The sequence below is a fragment of the Cystobacter fuscus genome (assembly GCF_002305875.1).
GTDB lineage: Bacteria > Myxococcota > Myxococcia > Myxococcales > Myxococcaceae > Cystobacter > Cystobacter fuscus_A.
On record NZ_CP022098.1, the window covers coordinates 10,980,381 to 11,000,799 of the forward strand.

The following is a 20,419-nucleotide window of genomic DNA, read 5'->3' on the forward strand; positions in this document are numbered from 1 at the left end:
GGAGCCGGCCGCGTAACGCAGACGCGGGGCGCGCATCGCGCCCGCGCCTTCCGGAGCGCACACCAATGAAGATCACCCGCTCGCTGTCCCTCGCCGCCCTCGCCGTGACCCTCGCCAGCACGCCCGCGCTCGCCGATGGGGCCAACTGCACGCCCAACCAGGTGGCGGTGTTCGCCAACCGCATCCACGTGCGGTGCACCGCCTCCACCGCCGGGGGCATCTACTTCTTCGCCCTCTCCACGTCGGACTCCGCGTTCGCCAACCGCACGCTGTCGCTGTTCTCCACGGCGCTCGCGGGGGGGCGGCCCGTCTACATCGACTACAACCCGTCCTCCACCTCGGGGGTGTCGCTGGGTTGTCTGTCCTCGGACTGCCGGCTGATCAACTGGGCCGCGATCTACTGAGCGTCTCCCCTCTCCCCTCCACGAGGCTCCTCATGAGATTCCATCGCCTCTGGGCGAGCGCCGCCCTGTTGGGGGCCGCGCTCGCCGCGCCCGATGCCCGGGCATCCCTCTATTGGTACAACGGCGTGCGCGGCGCGACCCCGAGCGTGTGCTTCGTGGGAGACGCGCTCAGCTCCCAGCCCGCCCGGGTCCAGCAGGTGCTCGAGTACATCGGCGACTTCGAGCGCGCCGCGAACATCCGCTTCAACTACCTGGGCACGTGCCCGGCGCCCATCGTGCTGTCCAATGGGAATGACTGGTACGGCGGCGACATCCGGGTGGTGCTGCCCTCCACCAGCGTGCCCTTCACGGGAGCGGTGCCCGGCCAGGGCTGCCCCATGTTCCTGGATGCCAATGGCCAGTACACCGGCGAGAACAATGGCTGGGGGAGCTGGTCGAACGCCCCCGATGACCTCACCGCGAACCGGGGCTGCCGCTACAACCTCAAGCTCGGAAGTGACGCCGACGCCTCCGGTGTCCCGTGGCGCAACCACACCCTGCACGAGTTCGGTCACGCGCTCGGCCTCGCCCACGAGCACGTGCGCGATGACGTGAACACCGCCACGTGCACCGCGGCGGGTTACGGCGGCACCGCGAGCGCGGGGCACATCACCCTGTATGACCGCCAATCGGTCATGCACTACGCGTTCTCCACGTGCGGCATCGATGGCAACTACGGCCAGGATGGTCTGTCCGCGCTGGACCGGCTCGGACTCCACATCATGTACCCGGAGGCCGCGCGCGTGGCCGAGTTCACGGGACGGACCGTCATCCGCTCGAACGAGTGGCTGAGCCTCGCCTCCACCTGGCGCGCGGCGGGCGCGGAGGCCTTCGCCGTGAGTGGCTTCTCCTGGAAGCTGTCGGGGGTGACCTACAGTTCCTCCAACTCGCTGTACACCTCGCTGGGCGCCGGAACCTACCCCTTCCAGCTCGCCTACACGGACTTCCTCGGCAGGAGCTACGCGTATTCGGGCTCGGTCCAGGTGCTCACGCCCCCGGACTACTCGGCGCGCATCGTCACTCCCGTCGCCGCCCGGTTGCCACTGATGTGAGGCCCGGGCGGCCGGGGCGGCTCACTCCGCCTCGGAGCGCCCGGTGAAGGGCACGTCCAGCACCGGGAGCTTCGTGGCGCCCGGCAAGTCGTAGTGCCACCACTCCATGGCGTTGCGCTTGAAGCCCGCGCCCTCCATGGCCGCGCGGAGGATCTCCCGATGCTCGCGCGAGGCCTTCGTGCCACCCGGGTAGCCGTGGTGCGCCGCGCGCTCGAAGGAGTCGAAGGGCGTGGGCATCTCCACCTCGGCACCGTCCGCCGTCACCAGCGTCAGGTCCACCGCCGCGCCCCGGTTGTGATTGCCCCCCTTCTTGGGGTTGGCCACGTAGCCCGGCTTGGGCATGATCTTCCACATCTGCCATTGCACCGCGATGGGCCGGTAGCAGTCGTAGACCTTCAGCCGGTAGCCCTGGGCGCGCAGCGTGTCCGCCGCCTTCTTCAAGCGCTCGGCGGTCTCGGGCAACAACAGACACCGGGCGCCGTCCGGGTACACCTTCTGCTTCAGGAAGTTGTCCGGGGTGGCGTAGCGCATGTCCACCATCAGGTCCTCCACCACCTCGGTGGCATCCACCACCGGCGAGCCCGCCGCGGCGAGCCACAACCCCAACAACCCGTTCGCGAGTCCCCCCATGGCTCAGGCTCCCGTCGTGTAGCGCGTGGGGTCCGGCACCCCCGCCTGTTCGAAACCCCGGCGCCGCAGCGAGCAACTGTCACACCGCCCGCACGCCCGGCCCTGCGCATCCGGGTCGTAGCAGGAGTGCGTCATCCCGTAGTCCACGCCCAGTCGCACGCCCTCGCGGATGATGTCCGCCTTGGTCATCCCCGACAGCGGCGCGTGCACCCGGAAGCGCGTGCCCTCCACGCCCGCCTTCGTCGCCAGCGTCGCCATGGCCTCGAAGGCCCGGATGAACTCGGGCCGGCAGTCCGGGTAGCCGCTGTAGTCCACCGCGTTCACCCCGATGTAGAGGTCGCTCGCGCCCACCGACTCGGCCAGCCCCAACGCCAGCGAGAGGAAGAGCGCGTTGCGCGCCGGCACGTAGGTGACGGGGATGCCGTGGGACATCTCCTCCTCGGCCCGATCCTTGGGCACGTCGATGTCCGCGGTCAGCGCCGAGCCGCCCACCTGCCGCAGGTCCACCGTCACCACCCGGTAGTCCGTGACGCCCATCGCTTGGGCCACCCCGCGCGCCCGCTCGAGTTCCACCGCGTGCCGCTGCCCATACGCCACCGCGAGGCACACCGGCTCGAAGCCCGCCGCCTTCGCCATGGCCAGACAGGTCGTCGAGTCCAGCCCGCCCGACAGCAACACCACCGCCTTCTTCTTACTTGCCAGCATTGAAACGCCGCTCTCCTTCCACGCCGTACACCGCCGTGCACGACGTCGTGCAAGTGCAGACCCCACTCGTGCCCGGGAGGAAGGTCACCTTCAAGTTCCCACAGGCCCTCTCGGCGTCATACCCGTTCACCGTGGGGCCGGGCGCCGAGCCATCCGGCAGGCCCCCATCCGTGGGCAGGTTCACGCACCAGCTCCCCATCGCCTGGGTCTGGCTGTCGCTGAGCACCACCACCGACAGCGTCTCCTCCATCTGCGCGCCCTGGCACGTCTCGCCACAGCTCGGCAGCGGAGCCCCGGAGCGCTGGACGGACACGTAGCGCTGGGTCGCCGGATCATAGGTGGCCTGGCGCGAGAAGCCATTCACCGTGAGCCACGCGCCCCCATCCACGCTGTCGCGCGAGAAGGTCCCCGAGAAGTCGAAGCCCCCGTCGACGAGCCGGCCGAAGTCCGGGCTGCCCGCGTCGCAGTCCGTGCTCGCCCAGTCCGCCTGCGCATGGAAGCTGAACAGGCCCACCACCACGTCCCCCGGGTACACCGTCTCCGCCACACAGGCGGAGGCCACGAACGCGAGCAGGGGCAACAGGAGCGGACGGCGCGGGAGCGGCATGACCTTTCGACCTTACACGGACTCCAGCGCCGCGCGCGCCACCGCGTGGAAGGCCGGGTTGTCGCGCAGCACCGCCCCCACGTCCAGCCCGGAGGGATCCGAGCCCCGGACCTCGGGCGACAGGTGCGCCAGCACACGCGAGGCGGCGAGCGACGCGGGTACCGCGCGGAAGGCCTCCACCGCCGCCTCGTCGAAGCCGGGCACCGGACCGGGCCGGCTCAGCGCCTCGCCCGAGGCGCCCAGGCACAGCGCCAGCGCGCACAGGTAGCCCAGCTCCACCAGCCCGAAGCAGGCCAGGGCGCCCACGCCCACCACCAGCTCCTCGGACGAGGCGAGGTACGCCTCCGCGCCGCCCGCCGGGGCCAGGAAGACGCGCACCCCACCCGCCCCCAGCGACTGGAGCGTGAGCTGCAACGCCGTGTGCAGCCGGGGCATCGCCTCGGCCGTCACCGCGACCACGTCGGGAGGCAGCGCGTGCCGGAAGCCGTCGCGCGGGGACACCGGGGAGATGCTCACCCCCGGGGCACTCGCCGTGCTCGACACGAGCGCCGCGCCGAAGCCGTCCACCCGCGCCACCTCCACGGGGATGTCGTCGCTGGCGGCCAGCGCCTCGGCGAACAGCGTCCACCCATCCGCGTCCGCTGGCTGCTTGTGCAACAGCTCCGGCCAGATGTGGGTGGCCAGTGCCGCGCCATGCACCGTGGGCGAGAGCCGCTCGGCCACCAGGCGCTTCATCTCCGGCGAGAGCTGGTCCGCCTGGAACAGGCGCTCGGCCAGGTGCACCGCGAACACCACCAGCTGCGCGTCCAGGTACTGGCGCAGGATGTCCTGCAACTGCTCCGGATCGTCCGTGAGGCGCTCGCGCAGCCGCAGCGCCTCGCCCGTGAGGCCCTGCGCCTCGGCGATGCGCGCCCGCCGCTCCAGCCGCTCGGGAGTCTCCGGCAGCGCCTGGAGCTGCTCGGCCGCCTCGGGCAGACGGCCCAGCGCCTCGTAGGCCTCCGCCAACCGCTCGCGCCACAGCCCCATGGCCGCCGGGCCCGCGAGCACCGCCGCCAGTTGCTGCGCCACCTCCACGACGCGCGCGTGGTTGCGCTCCTCCTCGTACAGGGGCAGCAGGAACTCCAACGCACGCACCGTGCCCGGCGCGTCCACCAGCGCCTTCTCGAAGGCCTCGCGGGCGCGCACCTTGTCGCCCGCCCACATCAGCATGTCGCCCTGCTCCACGTAGAGCTCGCCCCGCGCGCGCGGCTCCGTCTCCAACAGGATGAGCAGGCCCAGCGTGTCCGCCGCGTCCGACGTGAGACCCCCGTCCCGCTGCAACCGGAAGCGCTCGCGCAACAGCTTGCCCCGCCGCTCCGGCCACCCATCCGCCGCCTCGGCCAGGGCCTCGACGCGCTCCGGCACGGGCAGCGCCCGGACATACGTCAGCACCGCCTCGGCCAGCTCCGCCGGAGCACTTCCCAATCCCGGCAGCAGGCGCCACAGCCGCTGCTTGAAGTCCGGCACCGCCGAGAGCGGCTCCAACGCGCGCAAGCGCAGCTCCACCGGCGCCGACTCCGCGTTGACCACCTCGTCGCGCAGCCACGTGGCCAGGGCCTCGTCCCTCGGCGCGATCAGCTCCGCCAGCCGCAGCAGCCCGTCCAGCTGGGCGCTGTCGCGCAGCATCGCAGTCAGCCGCGTGAGGTGGGCCTCCTCCGCGCCGCCCGTCTCCACCATCGCCCAGAGCGCCTCGCGGATCCGCGCCTCGTCCCGGGCCCCCTCGGCGAGCGACAGGGCTCCAGCAAGGTCCCCCGACGCCAGCACGGCCGCGAAGCCCACCTCGGCGGCGCGGACGGGGGACTCCAGCCGGAGGAAACGCTCGGCGACCCCCCGCGAGTCCACGGCCGGGGAGGACGCACTGGCCAGGCGCTCGAGCACCTCGAGGGCCTCGGCGCGCTCGCCCGCGGCCTCCCAGAGGTCGACGAGGTCCAACTGCAACGCGGGGCGCTCCTCGGCGGACACGAGGCGGACGGCCTGGGCCAGGGCCTGGGCCGCGCGCCGGGACTCGCCCAGGGCCCGGTGCAGCGCGGACACCCGGCGCAGGGCCTCTCCATCTGGAGCAACGGACACGGCGGACCAGGCCGCGCGCACCGCCTCCGGCAGACGGCCCGCGGACTCGAACTCGCGCACCGCCGCCCACAGCCACTGGGTGCGCTCGGCGTCGGGGAGGATCTCCGCCCGCGCCAGGTACACCTCCGCGAGCCGTCCCGGGTTCTCCACGAGCAGCGGCTCCAGCGCCTCCAGCGCCTCCTTGTAGCCCGCCCCCGAGGCGCCCCGGGCGACCACGGCCTCCAGGGCCTCGCGGGCGGAGGACTCGTCCCCGGCGGCCCGCGCGAGCGACGCCAGCTCCAGCCGCAACAGGGAGGCCTCGTCGGCGTCCTCCGTCACGCCGATGAGGCGCGTGAGCACGTCGCGCAGCGCGGCCTGCTCTCCGCGCGCGCGCAGCCCCACCAGGCGGCCCCGGAGCGCGGGGAGGTTGTCCGGGTCGGCCTCGGCGGCACGCTCGCGAAGGGCCGCGGCGCGCGAGGCATCATCGAGCTGCTCGGCGGCGACCTCGGCGGCGGCCAGGAGCAGCTCCGCGGCCCGCGAGCCCCCCGCGGCCTGGGCCCCGGCCTCGTAGACGGCGACCAGGTCCGCCGGACGGCCCAGGGAGCGCAGCCCCCGCACCGCGCGGTCGATGATGGTGGCGTCCGCGGGACGCAGGCGCATGAGGTGCAGCAGCGCGTCGATGGCGTCCTTGGGGTCGTCGAAGAGGTCCGCGGCGCGGCGGTACAGCACCTCGGCGGTGGCCGCGTCCGCCTTGCGCGCGAGCTTCAGCGAGGCCCGGTACAGGCCCTTGGAGTCGCCCGTGTGGCCGTAGACCTCGGTGAGCAGGGACAGGGCTTCCTGGCCCCGGGCCCCGTCTCCATCCAGCGACACCACGGCCTCGAAGGCGCGCGCGGCGTCATGGTGGGCCCCCGACGCCAGCGACGCGTGTCCGAGCCGCATCTGCGTGCGCACCCGCAGGGGTACCGGCAGCGAATCCCCCCCGCGGCGAGCAGCCGCCGGTCATAGGGCCACGCCGCGGCCGGTCCTCCGCCCTCGGCCGCCAGCTCGGCGCGGGTGGCGAGCGCCTCCACGTCGTCCCCCGCGCGCGCGAGCAGCTCATCGAAGGCCTGGGCGGCGAGCAGCGACTCGCCCGCCTTGAGCAGGAGTTCGGCGCGCTCGCGCAGCAGGGGGATGGCCTGCTCGGGACGCACGGCGCCAGCGCGCAGGGCGAGCAACTCCGCCTGGCGGCGCACGTCGCCCGCGGCCCGGGCCCGGAGCAGGTGGAAGGCCTCGGCGCTGGAGGGAGCGAGCTCGAAGGCCTGATCCTCGCACAGCAGCGCGCGCTCCAGGGCGCCCGCCTCGCGGAAGGCCCGGGCGGCGGCGAGGTAGCTCTCCGCGGCCTCGACGGGAGGCTGGCGCTGGGCCCGGCGCATCAACAGCGCGGCGAGCGACTGGAAGTCCTCCGTCTCCGCCAGGAAGGCGCGGTGGCGCGAGTAGCGCGGCTCCTGGAAGGGGTCGGCCTCCAGGAGGAGGGCGTCGAACTCGGCGGCGTCCGCGGATCGGCCCATCTCGTGGAGGAGATCCGCCACCTGCCGGGTCAGGTCCAGGTCATCCGGCAGCGAGGCGCGCGCGGCGAGCAGCGCGATGGCGGCGGCATCCGGACGCCGGGCGCGCTCGCGGTAGAGCGTGGCGGCCCGCATCAACAGCTCCGCGCGGCGAGCCGGCTCCTCCACGCGGGAAGCGGCGTCCTCGAACCAGGCGGCCAGCTCGGCCACCCGGCCCTCGCGCTCGAGCAGCTCGCACAAGAGCGTCTCGGCCTCCTGGAGGGAGCGATCCTGGAGGAGCGCGTCGCGCAGGAAGCCCTCGGCCTTGTCCGTGTCCCCGAGCTCGTCGAGGAAGAGGCGCGCCAGCCGCAGCAGGGAGCGGGCCCGGGCGGGGGTGGCCGGCATGAGCGGCAGGGCGCGCTCGAGCCACCGGGCCTCGGCGGCGGCATCGTTCCGGCGGCTCGCGAGCTCCATGCCCATGCGCGCCGTGTCGAGCTGGGCGAACAGCGCGTAGGAGCGCTCCAGCGCGGCCTCGGCGGCGGACATGTCCAGCTTCACGTCGCGCAGCATCTCCGCGCGGTGGCGCTCGCAGGCGGCGGCCTCGTCCTTGCGGCCCTCCTTCTCCAGCAGGAAGCACAGCGCCTTGAGCGAGCGCATGGCCTCGTCCACCCGGCCGGACATCTCCGCCAGGTGCGCGTGCTCGGCGCAGGCGGAGATGGCGGCATCGCGCTGGCCGGCCTCCTCGTTGAGCGAGGCGATGAGCTGAAGCTGCCCCATGAGCTCGGGGAGCTGACCCGCCTCGCGGTGGAGGGCCGCGAGCGCCTCGTGCAGGGGCAGCGGGTGCTCGGCCATGTTCGCCGCCTGGGTGAGCAGCGCGGCGGCGAGGGAGGTATCGGCGAGGGACTCGCGGGCGCGCTCGGACAGCACGACGAGGCGCTGGGCGGTGTGCTCGGAGGGAGGCAGGGCGCGCGCGTGGGTGACGAGCACCTCGAAGGAGGCCCGGGGCTCGTCCTTCTCCAGCAGCGCGGAGAGCCGCTGCACCGCCACCTCGTTCAACGGGCGCTCGGCGAGCAGACGCTTGTAGGCGGACATCGCGCGCCGGGTGTCCCCGAGCTTCTCGGCGAGCGCGCCCAGACGCAGCCAGGCCTTCTCCGAGGCCTCGGCGTCCGAGGAGAAGTCCGCCGCGGCGGCGAGCTGCTCCTGCAGGGGCAGCGCCTCGCGCACGTCGCCATGGAGGAAGAGCAGCTCGGCCAGCTCGGCCAGGTCTCCGTCCCGCGCCGGAACGAGGGCGTGGGCCCGGCGGGCCAGATCGAGCGCCCGCGACATGTCGCCCGCGGCCCGGGCATGGGTGCTCGCCTCGCGCAGCAGGGACGCGGCCTCGTCCGGAGGCAGGAGCCCATCCTCCACGTCGAGCAACTGCGCTGCCTCGGTGGAGTTGCCCCGGCTGGCGGCGAGGACCACGAGGCGGCGGCGCAGCGCGCTGTCCGTCGGGGTGAGCCGCAGCGCCTGGCGCAGGGCGGCCTCGGCGGCCTCGGGTTGCGCGAGGCGCTCCAGGTACAACGTGCCCAGCTCGGAGTAGAGGGCGGTGGCCTCGGCGGGCGGGGCGTGGGGGGCCTCGGCGGCGAGCAGGGCCGTGAGCCGCTGCCAGTCCTCCAGGTCACGCAGCACACGCTGGAGCCCGGCGGTGGCCCCGGAGTGGCGGGGAGCGAGGGCGAGCGCCGCCTCCAGGCCCCGCGCGGCCTCTTCACGCTCTCCGGCCTTCTCCAAGAGACGGGCGCGTGAGAGCAGTGCCTCCACGCGGCGGGAGACGGGCCCCTGACGCGCGGCCTCGGCGAGCGCCTCCGCCTCGGCGGTGAGCTGCCCGTCGCGGTGCGCGAGCGTCGCGAGGGCGAAGAAGGCATCACAGCGCTCGGAGGGGGACAGGGACAGGGACACGGCGGCGAGCAGGGCCTCGCGGGCCGGGGCGCGCGCGTCCTTGTCCATGAGCGACGAGGCGAGCGCGAGCAGCCGGGAGCGGGCGCTCTCGGCGAGCTCCGGCTCGGTGGCGAGCACGTGGCGCCAGGCCACCAGCTCGTCCACGTCCTCGCCCTCCTCGCGGGCGATGGCGGCGAGGGCGAGCCACAGGGGCGCGGGCCGGCGGGACAGGCGCGTGGCGGCGAGGAAGTCGTCGCGGGCGACCTGGGCGCGGCCGGCGTTGCGGTGGAGGGCGGCGCGGCGGGCGAGCAGCTCGGCACGGGCCTCGCCCTCGGAGGAAGAGATGAGCGTGCCGAGCAGGGTGAGGCGCTCGACCTCCTGTTGGGCGGTGCCCGAGCCCGCCGGGGGCAGCAGCTCCAACAGGGCCTGGGTGGCCCAGGTGTCCAGGGGCTCCTCGGCGAGCAGGCCGCGCAGGGCATCGGCAGCCTCGGCGTTGCGGCCCTGGGAGAGACACAGCCCGGCCAGCTCACGGCGGGCGGCGCGGCGCGCGTCTCCGGTGAGACGGGGCCAGAGGGACAGGAGCAGGTCCGCCAGCGGCTCGTGCGCGCCCGCCTGACGGTGGAGGCCCGCGAGCTCCAACTGGGCCTCGAGGTCCTCGGGGGCGAGCGAGCAGTAGTGCCCGAGCAGGCGCCGGGCGGCGTCGGGGCGGCCGGCGCGCTGGGCGGCGGAGGCGGCGCGGCGCGTGAGCTCCAGCAGCTCGTCCTCGCGCGGGGCGTCCGGGTCCGTCGCGGGCAGCACCAGCACCGCCTCGAAGTCCTCCAGGGCGGCGCGGGGATCCGCCTGCATGCGCAACTCACCCCGGCGCATGCGCGCGGGAGCGAAGGAGCCATCGCGCTCCAGGGCCTCGGCGAGGAAGGCTTCCTCGCGACTGGTGCCCAGGGAGAGCACGGAGGCGCGGAAGAGGAGCCGGGCCCCGGCGCGGGGCTCGGGCACGAGCGCGGCCTTGCGCGCGAGGAGCCGGGCGGCCTCCAGCTTCTCGCCGCGCTCCAGCTCCAGCTCGGCGAGCGCGTCGAGGGCCTCGGCGGCGAGCGGCCCGGTGGGGCTCGCGTCCAGGGTGGACGACAGGCGCAGGAGCGCGGGGCCCTTCTCGCCGCGCTCGAGGAGGGCGCGGGCGCTCTTGAGGAAGAGGGGCGCGGCCTCCGCGGCGCGGTCGGCGGCGGCGAGCGCCTGGGCGCGCGAGGCCCACAGCTCGGCCAGCTCGCGCGTCTCGCCCGCCTCGGCGTAGAGGGCCTCGAGCCGCTCGGCCAGGGCGTCATCCAGGCGGCGCAGCGGGAAGGCCTGGGAGTAGGCGGTGATGGCGGCCTCGCGGTCTCCGGCCAGCTCACACGCGCGGCCCAGACGGGCGCGGATGTCCGCGAGGCGATCGGGGGCAGTGGTGCGGGGCAGCGTGGACAGCAACGTCTCCAGGGCGCGCCGGGCGTGCTCGGGGCGCTCGCAGCGCAGGGACAGGTCGGCCAGCTCCAGGAGCACGGCCTGCTCCGGCGCCAGCCGCGCGGCCTTCTCCAGGGCCACGAGCGCCTCGCCGAGCCGGCCCAGGCGGGCTTCCAGCACGTTGGCCAGCTCGCGCAGCGCCGCCGACGCGAGCCGCTTGTCGCCCTGCGCCTCGGCCACGCGTGCCCGCTCCTGGAGGGCGACGGCGAGGCCCGCCATGTCGGCGCGCTTGCGCTGCAGGGCGCACAGCTCGCCCAGGGTGGTCAGGTCATCCGGCTCGGACTTGAGCACTTCCTGGAGCGCGGAGGCGGCGAGGTCCAGGTCGAAGGCGAGATCCCTCGCGGCCACGGCGAGGCGGCGGTACTTGCGCGCGCGCTCGGCGGGCTCGGGGGTGAGGCGCGCGAGGGTGGACAGGCACCGGGTGAGCAGACCGCCATCGCGGCGGGCCTCGGCGATGGAGAGCAGCGACTCCAGGGCGGGGGCGTGCTGGGGGTCGGCCTCCAGCGCGGAGGTGAGGAGACGCTCGGCGCGCTCGGGCTGCTGGAGCCGTCCGCGGTAGAGCTCACCGGCCTCGGCCCAGAGGGCGGCGCGGCGACCGGGCTCCTCGTGGACGGCGGCGGCCTTCTCCAGCGCCTCGGCGAGCTCCAGCATGCGGCCGGTGGCGCGGAAGTAGGGAATCAGCTCGTCGAGCGCGACCGCGTCGCGGGGATCCAACGCGAGCGCGGCCTCGAGGTGCTCGCGGGCGCGGGCGGGGTCGCCGAGCTTCGTGCGCGACAGACGGGCCAGGGCGTGGTGGCTCTGGTGGGCGGCGCGGCGGACGGACTCCGAGCGCGGAGAGGGGCCGGCGAGCTCCAGGGCCTGCTGGTAGCCGGCGAGGGCCTCCTGCAACTTGCCGAGCGTCTCGGCCACGCGAGCGGAGGCGAAGAGGGCCTCGGGCTCGTGGGGCAGGAGCGAGGCGGCCTCGCGGTAGCGCAGGAGGGCGTTGTCGGGCTGTTGCAGGCCCTCTTCCCACACGCGGCCGGCGAGCAGGTTGGCGCGGCCGACGCGGTCCAGCTCGTGGCGGGCCATGGCCACTTCGCGCAGACGGTCCAGGGCCTTGAGGGCGCGCAGGTGCTCGCCGCCGCGGTGGCACAGGTCGCCGAGCAGGAGCAGCGCATCGGGATGATCCGGCGAGAGGCGCAGGGCGGCCTCGCAGTGCAGACGGGCGCCGGCGACGTCGTCCTCGGTCTGGGCGCACAGGTCCGCGAGGTGCACGTGGGCCTCGGCGGCCTCGGAGGGATCGCGGGCGAGCGCGGCGATGCGGCGGTAGGCGCGCACGGCGCCGGCGCGGTCGCGGCTCTGGTCGGCGGCGCGGGCGAGGGCCTTGAGCGAGGGGAGATGATCCGGCCGGAGCCCGAGCACCTCGTGGAGGGCCTTCACGGCGACCTGGGGGGCGTGGTCGCGGGCGGCGCGGGCGGCGGCCTCGGCGGAGAAGAAGGCGGCGGCCTCCTCGGAGGCGCGACGCGAGAGGGCGCACAGGGCGAGGTAGCGCTCGGCGGCGCGGGCGTGCTCGCCACGGCGCTCGCGCACGACGGCCTCGCCCCAGAGGGCGGCGGGGCTCTTGTCGCGGCGGCGCAGGAGGGTGGCGGCGACGTCGAGGGCCAGGTCATGGGCCTGGGGGTCGGCGACGAGGAGGGAGAGGAGGCGCTCGGCGGCGAAGGGGTGGGCGTCCTGGGCGTCACCGGCCTGGAGAAAGGCGTCGCGGGCCTCGGCGAGCTTGCCCTGGGCGAGGAAGGCCTCGGCCTCGGCGAAGGCGCGCGAGCCTTCCAGGGCGAGCAGCAGCTCCTCGTCGGGGGGAGCGGGAGGAGGCATGCCGCCGGCGGCGAAGCGCAGACGCAGACCCGCGGGGCCGACCTCGGCGGAGGACAGGCGCGCGGTGTCGAGCACGGGCATCTTGAAGCCGCGGCTCACGGCGGCGCGCTGGCAGAGGGCGGGCAGCACGCGGGTGGAGAAGCCGGTGGCGCCGCGCACCTCCACCTCGGGCAGGAGGCCGAGCTGGGCCACGCTGGCGGCGAGCAGACCGGGGATCTGCACGGACGGCGTGGAGGAGAAGCCGTACAGGCGCACGTCGTAGACGTAGAGGGCGAGCCGTTCGCCATCGGCGTCGAAGGCGAGCTTGAAGGTGACGGGGGTACGCTCGGGGGGCTGGAGGACGGCCTGGCCCTCGAGGTAGCCGGGGCGGAAGTGCAGCTTGAGGTCCCCGAGGCCCGCGACGCGACCGGCGAGCTCGGCGACCTTGCGGGCCACGAGGTCCGCATCGACGTGCAGTTCGAGGAAGCCGAAGAGGAGCTTCTTGCGCTGGTAGCGGGAGGCGCCGGCGCTGACGTTGAAGGGGAAGGTGACGTCGGGGATCTGCAGGGCGAAATCGGCGATGGACAGCCCGGGCGCCAGCTCGAGGGAGGGAAATCCGACGAAGGCACGGCGATCCAACAGGCGCAGCTCGGGGGCAGCGGCGTTGGAGTCGGGCGCGGGCTTGAGGGTGTCGCTGTCGGTGGCCATCGAGGGGGGATTTCGGAGGGACCACGCAGCGTAGCATGGGGTGCAACCCCCTGGAATTTTTGCCCTTCTCCCGCCCGGAAGGCAGCCGGAGGACCCTCGAAGTGAGCCTGGCGGCACGCTGGGGGGCGGGCCGAGTTGGAGAGGAGCACCGTCTCATCCACGAACCGCACCTGGGACTGCCCACACAGCCTGCGCGGTGAAATCCTGCGCAGGGGCCAGCACAGCGGGCTTGTTCTTGACCCCAATGCAGCAGTTGCTAATCCCCTGCCACCCCCCTCATGGCAGAGCCTGGGCAAGAGTGTACCCTAGGGGCTACACGACCACTCCACTGGTCCAGGCGCGGCTCTTCTAGCCCTCCAACCATCATCCTCGCGCCTCTCTGCACCATCCCACGACCATCCAACTGGGCACCATCCGTACAATACGCTGCTGCTGATAGGCTACTCCCTACTTAGCCCCCTTGCTCCTCTTCGTCCTCTTCGGTACCCACTACTCCCCTCGCGAGTGCCTTGGGGCGTCGCGCCAACCATCGCCTTCTTTTGGTTCGGAACGATTCCCTCAAAAATCAGCGCAGACTCCTATACGTCATGTAATATAGACATACCGAATCATCAGGAGGACACATGTACGTCAAAGAAGTACGGATCGAGAATGTGCGTGGGTTTCGATCCGGGGACCTCGCAGTCAACCTCGACCTAACACGCCCCGGCAAGGACAAAAAACTCGCTGGCTGGACTGTGATTGCTGGTCGTAATGGTGCAGGAAAATCTTCATTTTTGAAATCTATCGCACTGTCGATTGCTGGTCCTTCAGCGGCCAGAGCGCTTCAGGAAAGTTTCGCTGGCTGGATACACTCAGGAGCTCCAATTGGCTCAGTCGCCACACAAGTAGTGCCCGCTGAATTCGATCAGTTCGAAAAAACCGGTCGTCGTCCGTCTACCTTTTGGACTGGTCTTGAATGGGAAAAACACGCCGAAGGTCCGGAGCCAGCCCTTCGCTCCATAGATGAGCTCAACACAAAGGGCAGACAGGCGCCTCGACGCGGGCCCTGGTCTGACAATCCTATCGGATGGTTTGTCGCTGGCTATGGACCATTCCGCCGTCTTACAGGCCATGCCTCTGACGCACAGCGGTTAATGGTGGGACCCAAGCGTATAGCGAGACTCGTCAGCCTGTTTCGGGAGGATGCATCCCTAGTTGAATGCATACAATGGTTAAAAGACATCTACCTTCGCAAACTCGAAGACAAATCCAACAACGAATGGAAATGGCTCCTAGATGGCATACTGCACTTGCTCAACGATGGATTGCTGCCCGAGGGAGACAAAGTTGTAAAGATCGATTCTGAAGGCCTTTGGATCTCTCGCGGAGAAATTTCACTTCCACTTAGAGAACTTAGTGACGGCTATCGCACCATTGCCGCCCTAGTCGTAGACTTGGCACGTCAAATCTACGACTGCTACGGAGAATTCAACCTCATCACCCCTGACAATGACACAGGACCCTGGGTGGTTCCATATTCCGGCGTTGTATTGATTGATGAGATCGACGTCCATCTTCACATTTCGTGGCAACAAAAAATCGGATTTTGGCTCAAAGAGCACTTCCCAGCGATTCAGTTCCTTGTCACAACGCATAGCCCATACATCTGCCAGGCAGCAGATCCTGCAGGACTCATCCGCCTACCGGCGCCCGGTGAAAACGAGCCCGCCAAGCACGTTGCAGAAGATCTATTCACCACGATCGTCAACGGAAGCACCGACGACGCGGCAATGACCGAACTATTCGGGCTTGAGAGAACCTATTCCAGCAAATCCGAAGAGCTTCGCAAGCATGTTGCGCAACTGGAAGCCCGACTCATAAAGGGCAATGCTTCTCCTAAGGAGCGTCAAGAACTCAGGCAACTTGTAGAGCAACTTCCCAAGAGGGGTAGTTCCGTCGTCCAACAACTCTTGCTTGGCCTTACGTCAAAACCATGAGAAAATTGACTCGCGCCAATCTAAGTCCAGAGGCAAAATCACTCCTGGCAAAACGCACTGCTCGCGTGGCAGCAGCAAAGGACCCCAAAGCAGAAGCCAAGAAGTTATGGGCACAGCAACGAGTCAAAGCATTCAGAGAAATCCGGATGCTCCTGGCCAAAATGGCCTCTGGACGAGAACGCTGCATGTACTGCGAAGACAGCCGCGGCACAGACATTGATCACTTCTGGCCCAAGGCAGACTTTCCAGATCGCGCATTCGAATGGACCAACTACCTCTGGGCTTGTAGCCATTGCAATAGCAACCAAAAGCGCGACCAATTCCCAAGAGACAGTTCCGGAAATCCAGAACTAATCAATCCTACAGTCGAAGATCCTTCTCATCATTTGGTACTCTCCCCAAGTACTGGAAAATACCAGTATTTAACCACCAAAGGGCAGAAAAGCTGTACTGTTTTCGGCTTGAACCGAGGATTTCTAGAGGAGGGCAGACAAGACGCTTGGGTAGCACTTCAGACTCTTTTACCCAAATACGCCGAACTTTCTGCTCAGTCACAAGACAAGAGAGCAGCTGAAATCCGCCGCGTGGTCACAAGGCATCCATTTTCAGCCGTTTTGGCTACACTGCTGCACTTAGCAAGTGGTCCAGGCTCTACCCTACTAAGCCCTGAGTGCTTAAAGGCTGTTTTGAGCCACCCCGAAATCCAAACATGGATCCAGTGAAGTCCCACGCTCACAAAATGTCCGATAAACTCGGACTACGCGCTCCCGGGGAAGGAATCAAAGAACTCGCACGCTACTTGGACCTCATCATCGAGAGTGACGTGCGCTCACGGCTTGACTGATTGAGGCAAGGGGTCTTCCTTACGCACAGGCAAGTAGCACTTGCCCTGGTACTCCGCCTGCTTACGAGAGCAGGGAGGCTTCTTCGCGAGTTCCACCCAACAGCCCTTGTTGATCTCTACCTCCCCATTGTCGGCCTCGCAGGGTGCTACGGCCTGTTTCGGCACGGGCTTTGAGGGCATGGGGTAGGCAACGACCGCCGGGGAATTGCTCCGGTCGACGAAATTCATCTCCCATTGAGAGGGATTCTCGACCACCACACCGAAATCATCAGGAGTCGGGAGCTTGGAAGCACGCGTCGAGCAAAACCAGATACCGAGACTCGCCGCGAGCACGGCGACCCCAGCGGCGGTGAGCCACGACATGGAAAGCCAACCCCGACGCACATGCGGGCTCCCAGGCCCCAGGCGGCGCACGGGCCCACTGGCGAGGTGAGCGGCTACCTCGTCATCATCCTCCACGCGCTTGAACGCGGCCGACATCAGGACCAGCAGGTTGGTCAGCTCCGACGTGCGCACCGAAGCGGGCGCCTGCTCCACGTCCACGGTCACCGAGTCCCGCTCCGGCTCGTAGACGAGACTCATGCGACAAGGCCCCCCGGGTTGCCACTCCACGTCATCTCTCGGGATGAGCGTCAGGGCCGGAGTGCCCGTGGCCACGTTCCGCGCTTCGCAGAGGCGCCCCAGGCAGGCATCCACCTCGTAGCACCTGCCCTGCTCGAAGAGCCCTGGTCCGCCGCCCTTTCCGTTCTTCTCGTCCGCCATGGTGAGGCTCCTTCCTGGAGACACACAGGGGAGCGGATTTGACCTCTCAAGTCAAGGAGGACCAGGAGCCCTCCGGGGTCAAGTCGTTGCCAGGAGGACGGCGTCGGCGCCGTTCCTCATGCTTGCATCGTGGTTGCTGTCGTGCCCCCTGGAGACCCACCTCCTGCACCACACCGCCCACGAATCGTCCGACACCCGACCATGACTAACAGATCCCAATGCCGCCCCAACGCCCTGTCCCACGCGTACAGCCACCCGTTCACCGCGTAGCGATAGGCGCTGGAGACATCCTCGAAGTACTCTGGGCGAAGGGCGTCGAGGCGCTCGCGCAGGAAGCCTGGGTCGTTGAGCACCTCGCGGTGCTTGAGAGCGGCGTTGGCCCGCACTACGCCAGGAATCACCCGGAGCACGGCATCCAAGCAATCCTCCCGAGTCGCGCGAGACATGCGCTCCACCGTCAGCGCCAGGTGCTCGCGCACCGAAGCGGCACCTCCGGGGCATCACCCTCCGACGCTGAACCGCCGCGAGCGTGGGACCCTGGCGCTGGAGAGATGTCAGGTCAAACGGATTGCAACCCCAGTTGAAGTGGCGAGGGAGGAGCCAGTTGGCTACCGCGCAAGAGCCTCGGCCATCCAGGCCGGGGTGAACGGGCCCGCGTGCGTGCACACCCTCTCACGGTTTGACGTCGAAAGGAGAGCTGGCATGTCCGGAAGACATCGGTGGCCACGACACCTCGTGGTGTTGGCGGTGAAACTGGCGCTGGCCCTGCCCACCGCAGCGAAGGCCCAGTCGCAAGATCAGACGCAGACACCAGGTCATGCACAGCCGCAAGATCAGGCGCGGACACCGGGTACCCGCCCCCCCACCGAGAGAACGGTCCGGCTCAATGCCCAGGTCCGGCAGGAACTGCCCTTCTCCAACACACAGGACTTCGAGGACGCCAGGCGCGGGTTCATTGGAACCGAGCCCGACCTCACCATCACGGACAAGGACGGCAATGTCGTCTGGAGCCTGAAGCCCTACCAGTTCATCCAGGGCCGGGAGGCGCCCCCCACCGTCAATCCCAGCCTGTGGCGGCAGGCCCAGCTCAACATGCAGAATGGCCTGTTCAAGGTCACCGACGGCATCTATCAGGTGCGAGGCTATGACTTGTCGGTGATGACCATCATCGAGGGCAAGACCGGAACCCTCGTCGTCGATCCGCTCATCACCGCGGAGACTGGCAGGGCGGCCTATGCCCTCTACGAGAAGCACCGGGGACAGCGGCCAGTTCGCGCCGTCATCTATACCCACAGCCATGTGGACCACTATGGAGGCGTGAAGGGCGTGGTGTCGGAGGCGGACGTGAAGGCAGGCAAGGTCAGGATTCTCGCTCCGGAGAACTTCCTCGAGTACGCCGTCAGCGAGAACGTCTACGCGGGCAACGCCATGAACCGCCGCTCCGTATATATGTATGGGCCGCTGCTCGACCGAGGGCCGGAGGGACAGGTGGACGCCGGCCTGGGAAAGACCACCTCCGCCAGGGGGACCGTGACGCTCATCCCTCCCACCGACACCATCCGCGAGACGGGCGACAAGCGGACCCTCGATGGGGTGGAACTGGTCTTCCTCATGGCACCGAACACCGAGGCGCCCACGGAGATGATGTTCTACCTCCCGAAGAAGAAGGCGCTGTGCGCAGCGGAGGACGCCACCCATACCCTCCACAACCTCTACACCCTGCGGGGCGCGGAGGTGCGCAGCGCCATGAACTGGTGGAAGTACCTCAACGAGGCCATCGACACCTACGGCGCCAAGGCCGAGGTCGTCTTCAGCTCCCACCACTGGCCGGTCTGGGGAAGGGAGCGGCTGGTGCCATACCTGGAGAAGCAGCGGGATGCGTACAAGTTCCTCAACGACCAGGCGCTGCACCTGATGAACCAGGGCTACACGATGAACGAGGTCGCCGAGGCCCTGAAGCTCCCGGATGGCCTGAGCCACGAGTGGTTCTTGCGTGGCTACTACGGCTCCGTGAATCACGACGCCAAGGCCGTGTATCAGAAATATCTCGGCTGGTACGACTCGAACCCCGCGCACCTGCATCCCCTGCCCCCCGAGCAGGCTGCCCGTCGTTACGTGGAGTTCATGGGAGGCGCCCAGTTGGTGATGGACAAGGCCCGGAACGCCTACGCGCAAGGCGACTACCGCTGGGTGGCGGAGGTGATGAACCACGTGATCTTCGCGGACCCAGACAACACCCAGGCACGCCACCTCCAGGCGGACGCGCTCGAGCAGCTGGGCTACCAGACGGAGAACGCCACCTGGCGCAACGAATACCTGACGGGAGCCTTCGAGCTCCGCCATGGAGTCCCCAGGACGCCGCACGTGCAGAGCAACAGCCCGGATACCCTCAGGGCGTTGCCCACGGACATGTACCTGGACTACCTCGGCATCCGGCTGAACGCTCGCAAGGCCCTCGGCCAGGAACTGGGCTTCCACCTGCGCTTCACCGATACCCGGGAGAACTACGCCCTCACCCTCCAGAACTCGGTGCTCGTCTATTCCACCAGGAAGCAGCTTCCCAGGCCGGATGCCACGCTCACCCTCACGCGCACGATCCTGGACGACATCAACCTGAAGAAGCTCACCTTCGACGAGGCCGTCTCCTCCGGGAAGATCAAGGTCCAGGGCGACGTACTGAAGTTCAAGGCACTGATGGAGATGCTGGACGACTTTGATCCGTCCTTCGACATCATCACGCCAGGCAAGCCACTGCCGGGCCAGGAACCGATGGGCGTGGGTGGAGCGGGTGGGCAGAAGCCATAGACGTCGAAGCTGACAACCGGTCCGGAGGGTGAATACCGGACAGCACGGCGGCGGATCAACATCAGTGGTTGGAATTCCGCCGCAGGGTGGCGACGGCCTTTCCGATGAGCCTTAAGTGTTGGCAATGAGCCGGGACGAGCGGGTCCACACCCTCGCCGCCGAGGCGCTCGCCGATGAGCGGCGCTATCTGCCCGCCGGGTCTTGAACGAAGACCACCCGGCGCGGCCAAGGGCTCACGCCAGATGGAGGTGCTCCAGCTCAGCTCTTGGCCGTCGGCGTCGCTGGTACCTCCGCCTCGGACAAACCTCACGGGGTTCCACGGCGTCTTCGCTCCAGGCGCGAAAGCGCGGCCATTTCTGCTCCCTCGAGTGGGAGAGGAGGAGGGGGCAGGGGCCAGCAAAGCCGTGGGCTGCACCGATCAGCGGGTGAATTCTTCTCTCCGAATGAGCCCATCGTCGGGCACTTCGTAATAGTCACCCTGACTGCCCAGGTAGATGTGCGCCTTCGGCGTCAGGCCGGTCGGGGCGTCGAGTGTCCCCGCGCAGATCGACATCTTCGGCACGCCCTCCTCGTCCCAGAACAAGCTCGACCCGCACTCACCACAGAAACCCTTGCGCACCGTTGCAGACGCCGCGTACCACCTCAGCCCGCGCTGTTCAGTCAATTCGACCCCGGGCCGGTCGACGGCGGTGTAGGCGCCGACGTGCCCGTGCCATCGACGGCACTTCGAGCAGTGGCAGAACGTCACCGGCGTGAGCTCGAGGGTGATGCCGTACCGCACTGCGCCACATGCACATCCTCCGGTCTTCATCATGCGTCGACGTATAGCAACACCGCGAGTCTCAGCACCACGCCAACTGGGGGGTCCCCGAGCTCACGGTGTCCACGCGCCCGGTGTGAAGCCCAGCCGGACGGCGGACGGCTGGCGCCGTGTGACGCCCTTCACCTCCAGCGAGTGAACCCACGCACAGCGAGGGAGTCGGGGCAGTGCGAATGTTCTCGGCACGTGGCGCGCTCCCCGACACGCCGAGCTGCGTC

11 protein-coding genes are annotated in these 20,419 nt (G+C 69.5%); 5 read left to right on the plus strand and 6 right to left on the minus strand.

Going from position 1 to position 20,419, the window contains the following annotated elements; all coding sequences use genetic code 11:
- Positions 1–65 precede the first annotated feature (65 nt).
- Both CYFUS_RS44510 and CYFUS_RS44515 read left to right on the plus strand, forming a co-directional pair.
- A complete protein-coding gene (locus CYFUS_RS44510; RefSeq protein ID WP_095990751.1) occupies positions 66–404 on the plus strand; it encodes a hypothetical protein in 339 nt (112 codons plus the stop codon).
- A 32-nt stretch (positions 405–436) separates the two neighbouring features.
- Complete coding sequence (locus tag CYFUS_RS44515; RefSeq protein WP_095990752.1) at positions 437–1,495, plus strand: hypothetical protein; 1,059 nt, start codon at positions 437–439, stop codon at positions 1,493–1,495.
- Between the two features lie 21 nt (positions 1,496–1,516).
- Here the strand turns inward: CYFUS_RS44515 and ddpX are convergent, their stop codons facing one another.
- The 4 genes from ddpX to CYFUS_RS44535 form a co-directional block, all read right to left on the minus strand.
- Entirely contained in the window at positions 1,517–2,125 is a 609-nt protein-coding gene (gene ddpX / locus CYFUS_RS44520) for a D-alanyl-D-alanine dipeptidase (protein WP_095990753.1), read from the minus strand.
- A gap of 3 nt (positions 2,126–2,128) precedes the next feature.
- On the minus strand, positions 2,129–2,830 hold the full coding sequence (gene queC / locus CYFUS_RS44525) for a 7-cyano-7-deazaguanine synthase QueC (RefSeq protein ID WP_095990754.1): 702 nt from the start codon (positions 2,828–2,830) through the stop codon (positions 2,129–2,131).
- The gene (locus CYFUS_RS44530) at positions 2,817–3,437 is read right to left on the minus strand and encodes a hypothetical protein (protein WP_095990755.1); all 621 of its coding nucleotides are present in this window, start codon (positions 3,435–3,437) and stop codon (positions 2,817–2,819) included. The genes queC and CYFUS_RS44530 overlap by 14 nt, the downstream gene beginning before the upstream one ends.
- 2,852 nt (positions 3,438–6,289) lie before the next feature.
- A complete protein-coding gene (locus tag CYFUS_RS44535) occupies positions 6,290–12,991 on the minus strand; it encodes a tetratricopeptide repeat protein (RefSeq protein ID WP_332468324.1) in 6,702 nt (2,233 codons plus the stop codon).
- Between the two features lie 623 nt (positions 12,992–13,614).
- Between CYFUS_RS44535 and CYFUS_RS44540 the strand changes: the two genes are divergently transcribed.
- Entirely contained in the window at positions 13,615–14,970 is a 1,356-nt protein-coding gene (locus tag CYFUS_RS44540; protein ID WP_095990756.1) for an AAA family ATPase, read from the plus strand.
- Complete coding sequence (locus CYFUS_RS51385; protein ID WP_157759005.1) at positions 14,967–15,692, plus strand: HNH endonuclease; 726 nt, start codon at positions 14,967–14,969, stop codon at positions 15,690–15,692. The genes CYFUS_RS44540 and CYFUS_RS51385 overlap by 4 nt, the downstream gene beginning before the upstream one ends.
- Before the next feature lie 107 nt (positions 15,693–15,799).
- On the opposite strand, the gene CYFUS_RS44545 is transcribed toward CYFUS_RS51385, so the two are convergent.
- The gene (locus tag CYFUS_RS44545; RefSeq protein WP_232537163.1) at positions 15,800–16,396 is read right to left on the minus strand and encodes a hypothetical protein; all 597 of its coding nucleotides are present in this window, start codon (positions 16,394–16,396) and stop codon (positions 15,800–15,802) included.
- A gap of 927 nt (positions 16,397–17,323) precedes the next feature.
- Between CYFUS_RS44545 and CYFUS_RS44555 the strand changes: the two genes are divergently transcribed.
- Entirely contained in the window at positions 17,324–19,381 is a 2,058-nt protein-coding gene (locus tag CYFUS_RS44555; RefSeq protein WP_198316353.1) for an alkyl/aryl-sulfatase, read from the plus strand.
- A gap of 418 nt (positions 19,382–19,799) precedes the next feature.
- On the opposite strand, the gene CYFUS_RS44560 is transcribed toward CYFUS_RS44555, so the two are convergent.
- Complete coding sequence (locus CYFUS_RS44560; protein WP_232537164.1) at positions 19,800–20,162, minus strand: GFA family protein; 363 nt, start codon at positions 20,160–20,162, stop codon at positions 19,800–19,802.
- Between the last annotated feature and the right edge of the window lie 257 nt (positions 20,163–20,419).